Below are 4,601 nucleotides of genomic sequence, written 5' to 3'. Positions count from 1 at the left end.
CCCCAGCGCATCGCATAGCCATGCCACCGGCCAGATCGCCCGGTGCTTCGCGATGAAGACGAACTTCATGTCGCTTCCTTCGCGAAGAAGGCTGCGGCCTTTTTTAGGATATCCCGCTCGGCCTTCAACCTGGCGACCTCACGGCGCAACCGCTCGATCTCCTGCTGCTCCGGCTTCATCTGCCCGTGGCCGGGAAAGGCCTGCACCGGATCGGAGCCGAACTCTTTCACCCATTTGCGCAGAACGTTCTCATGAACATCCAGGTCGCGCCCGGCCTGCGCCACCGACACCCCACGCTCCCTAACCAGCTTGACCGCCTCGATCTTGAACTCGCGACTGAACTTCCGTCTCTTCATCGCCCACCTCCGGCTTCATGAAACACCTAATCTCGGTGTCCATCAAACCGGCAGCAGCTCAGGTCGTTCTCCTTTACCCCATGCGCGATGTTCTAACCCCATCCGCCGCTAACCCTTACTTGAACGCTACAGCGCGTTGTGCGGCTTCTGACAACCAAACATGTCGCTGTCTTCTCCAAGACATCGCCGCCACTACTAAATCGCCATCAACGCGCGATGCGGCAGTGTTTCCAGCGTGGCACTTGCGTGTCGGCTGTACCGCCTTGTGGCATGGACATTGCTGTTCAGGCGTAGCGAGAGTGAACGAGAGTGCATTCAACAGCTAGCAAAGGCCAGCGCTCAGAGCTCCGGCTAGGGGTCGTCTGGAGCACAGTAGACTTTCATGTGGTATCACGAACGGAAACGCTTTTTAGGAGAGCCGCTTTGGCTGACGCATATGTCTATGATCACGTTCGAACACCCCGCGGTCGCGGCAAGCCCGACGGTGCCCTGCACGAAGTGACGGCGCTCCGGCTCGCCACGGTGCCCCTCGAAGCTCTGAAAGAGCGCAATAATCTGACAGAGGGTGCGATTGACGATGTCATCCTCGGAGTGGTCGACCCGGTCGGTGAGGCTGGTGCCGACATCGCTCGGTTCGCCGCGTTAAAGGCAGGCCTTGGCGAAACTGTACCCGGCGTCCAAATCAATCGGTTCTGCGCTTCTGGGCTGGATGCGGTAAATTTCGCCGCGGCTCAAATCATGAGCGGGCAGCACGACCTCGTGATCGGTGGCGGGGCCGAATCCATGAGCCGCGTTGGCATGGGCGCATCCGGCGGCGCCGTGGCCATGGATCCCTCAATTGCAGTGCCAACCTACTTCATACCTCAGGGCATCGCCGCTGATTTGATTGCAACCAAGTACGGCTTCTCTAGGGAAATCGTCGATGATTACGCTGTGCAGAGCCAGCGGCGCGCGGCCAATGCCTGGGACCAGGGATTTTTCAGCAACTCAGTCGTACCAGTGACCGACTTGAACGGCCTCACGATCCTGGCGAAGGACGAGCATTTGCGTCCCAATACGACGATGCAGTCGTTGGCACAGCTAAAACCCGCCTTTGTTGAACTGGGGCAAAAGGGGGGCTTTGATGCCGTGGCGATCCAGTCGCACCCGGAGATCGAGAGTATCAACCATGTCCATCACGGCGGTAACTCGTCTGGCATCGTAGATGGCGCAAGCGCCGTGTTAATCGGCAGCAGGGAAGCTGGTGAGAAATTTGGCCTAAGGGCGCGGGCGAAGATCCGCGCGTTCGCCAATATCGGTTCGGAGCCCGCCATCATGTTGACAGGGCCGATCGAGGTCTCCAAAAAGTTGTTTGATCGTTCCGGATTAAGAACGGCCGATATTGACTTGTTCGAAGTCAATGAAGCCTTCGCCTCAGTCGTGCTCCGCTACATCCAGGCGTTTGACATCGACCCTGACAAAATCAACGTCAATGGTGGAGCGATCGCGCTCGGCCATCCTCTGGGCGCCACCGGCTCGATGATCCTAGGTACCGCACTCGACGAGCTCGAGCGCGCCAATAAGGCGGTCGCTTTAGTGACGTTGTGCATCGGCGGCGGCATGGGGACCGCGACAATCATTGAACGCGTTTAGTTGAGGTGATTTCACGGAAGGACTGCTGTGGTCGCTCGCGACTGAAGAATGACCCAGGCAAGAGCAGGCGGCATGGGAGGACATAAGAATGACGTACAAGACTTTCAAGATTGACACCGATCGTGACGGGGTCGTGCAGGTTGCCTGGGCGGCGCAAAGACATCTGGAGACCATTCTGGACGAGACCACGACGGCCGAGCTCGAGCAGATTGTGAAGCAAACATCTGCAGATATCTCTGTGAGTGGTGTTGTGCTGAAGCTAGGTAGTGAGGCCCCGGCTGCTGGCCCAGACCTGTCTATGCTCGAACGTCTACGAATCACTTACGTCCAATGGGTTGAATCTAAAGGTGAGATGGCAGCTAAACAGCTCCTTTTTGATCGGTGCCGCCGCTACTCGCTTCTGTTTCGATCCATAGAAATATCGGGTAAGCCGTGGGCAGCCGCCATCAAGGGACATGTGCTCGGTGCCGCATTCGAGCTCACGTTGTGCTGTCACTACCGTGTCGCCGCGAACGACGCAAACATTCGACTGGGCTTGCCAGAGATTAGGAACGGCCTGTTTCCCGGGGCGGGCGGCACTCAACGCGTTCCACGCATCGTTTCTCTGCAAGATGCTGTCCCGATTTTACTAAAGGGGGAGACAATCAACGTTGAGCGTGCCAAAGACCTCAACCTGATCCACTCCACCGTGCTTCCGACCGATTTGATCAAGACGGCGAAGAGTTGGATTAAGAAGGGCGGAAACCCGATCGCCCCTTGGGACGAGAAGGGATTTACGCCGCCTAGCGGTCCCGTTTTCTCCAAGGTCGGCATGACCACATTTCCGGTCTGCAACGCCTTTTACCGGCGCGATACCTACGATAATTATCCCGCGGCGCGTTCGGTATTGAGCTGTCTCTACGAAGGTCTGCAGCTACCAATTGACGCGGCTCTGCGCATGGAGTCACGCCACTTTGTCCGAATTTTGCGCTCTTCGGAAGTGGAGGCGTCGATCCGAAGCTTATTTCTATCGAAGCAAGAGTTGAATAAAGGCAAGCATCGTCCGAACTGCGTGCCATCAAGGAAGGTAAGAAGAATCGCCGTGGTCGGTGCCGGGTTCGTCGGTGCTTCCGTCGGTTACGTTTCTGCGCGCTCGGGTATTGAAGTGATCCTCATCAATAGATCCCAGGAGAGCGCCAATAGGGCGAAGGCGAATGCCAAGTCCATCATGGACGATCTGATCAGAAAGGGGCGCGCTACAGAACGTGAGCGGGATGCGACGCTATCCCGGATAACTGCGACCGTTGACTATGCCGCGACAAAGGACTGCGACCTGGTGATCGAATCGGTATTCGAGGAACGAGATACCAAGTATCAGGTCTACGCCAAACTGCGGCCCTTTCTCTCTAAGAGTTCGATCGTCGCGTCTAATACCTCGACGCTGCCAATCAATTCTCTCGCCGAACAATTCGAGGACAAGGAGAGGTTTATCGGCGTTCATTTCTTTTCCCCAGTCGATAAGATGATGCTGGTCGAGATTATCTTGGGCAGAAGGAGCAGTGATATCGCTGTCGCTACGGCTTTCGACTATGTACGGCAGCTCGGGAAGACACCGATTGTGCTAAACGATTCTCGCGGGTTCTTCGCCAACCGCTGCGTGTCTCGTTACATCTGCGAAGGCGTCCAGATGTTCTTGGAGGGCGTGCCGGCGGCGATGATTGAGAACTGCGCAAAATTGGCGGGAATGCCGGTCGGACCGCTTTCGTTATCCGACGAAACGGCTCTAGACTTGCGCTTGAAGATTATAAAGGCGGCTGAAGCTGATCTCGGCGCAACCGCCGTCGATCAGGCGGACAAGAAATTGATGGTCGAGCTTGTAGAAAACCGGGGCCGTTTTGGCCGCAAGAACAGCAAGGGTTTCTATGATTATCCAGAAAGAGGAAAGGGCGGCAAGAGCCTATGGCCAGGGCTAGCCGAATTGCAGACAGAGCGTCTCAATCCCGACACTGTCGAGTTGAACGAGATAAAGCGGCGGTTTTTGGTTGTGCAGTCCGTAGAAGCCGCGCGCACCGTGGAAGAGCAGGTTGTTACAGACCCAGCCGAGGCAGACGTCGGCTCGATCCTAGGCTTTGGCTTCGCGCCGTTTACCGGCGGCGTACTATCTTACATCGATCTTATCGGAGCGAAGAAGTTTATCGAGATTTGTCAAAGCTTTGAGGACAGATACGGCGATCGGTTTGCTCCGCCAAGACTGTTGCAGGAGATGGCAAAGAACGGCGATAGATTCTATGAGGGGCCTAGGCGGCCGTCTCATGCAGCCCTCGTGAGATGATAACGTCCAGATGTTTGTCGGACTGTTAGGATAGTTGGCGGGTTGAGGCGAGTAGTGAGAATTGTCTAGTATACATTCGCAGACGCCTTCTCGTGTGCCGAGCTCGCTATTTCCCGCTAGCCTCTGATGGTGCTGCTTCCATCTCGCGGAAAGCTGAACCGGCGCTAAAGAAATGGCAGACAATTCTGTAGGGCTTGAGAAACGTGAGCGTCATGCAGGGACCACGCGCTGAGGGCTGATCTGGTCGGCTAGGAAGATCTCGCGGAATAGTTTGTCGCGAGGTCACAATGTCGAAGGATAGT

At 56.3% G+C, this 4,601-nt stretch carries 2 protein-coding genes and 1 pseudogene; 2 read left to right on the top strand and 1 reads right to left on the bottom strand.

Annotated features, from left to right (window positions below):
- Nucleotides 1-356, bottom strand: a pseudogene (locus tag IVA91_RS12100) (transposase); the annotation flags it as partial.
- Between the two features lie 423 nt (nucleotides 357-779).
- Here IVA91_RS12100 and IVA91_RS12095 point away from each other — a divergent pair.
- Nucleotides 780-1,988, top strand: a complete 1,209-nt coding sequence (locus IVA91_RS12095; RefSeq protein WP_247458777.1) for an acetyl-CoA C-acetyltransferase — start codon at nucleotides 780-782, stop codon at nucleotides 1,986-1,988.
- Between the two features lie 88 nt (nucleotides 1,989-2,076).
- Entirely contained in the window at nucleotides 2,077-4,299 is a 2,223-nt protein-coding gene (locus IVA91_RS12090; RefSeq protein ID WP_247458776.1) for a 3-hydroxyacyl-CoA dehydrogenase NAD-binding domain-containing protein, read from the top strand.
- Nucleotides 4,300-4,601: the final 302 nt, after the last annotated feature.

The organism is Bradyrhizobium sp. 153 (genome assembly GCF_023073835.1).
In the GTDB taxonomy this organism is placed as follows: Bacteria; Pseudomonadota; Alphaproteobacteria; order Rhizobiales; family Xanthobacteraceae; genus Bradyrhizobium.
This window is presented reverse-complemented; position numbering and strand designations above follow the sequence as displayed.

Bases quoted from the DNA above. Each gene is read 5' to 3' on its own strand.
- IVA91_RS12090 (WP_247458776.1), top strand. From the start codon at position 2,077: ATGACGTACAAGACTTTCAAGATTGACACCGATCGTGACGGGGTCGTG.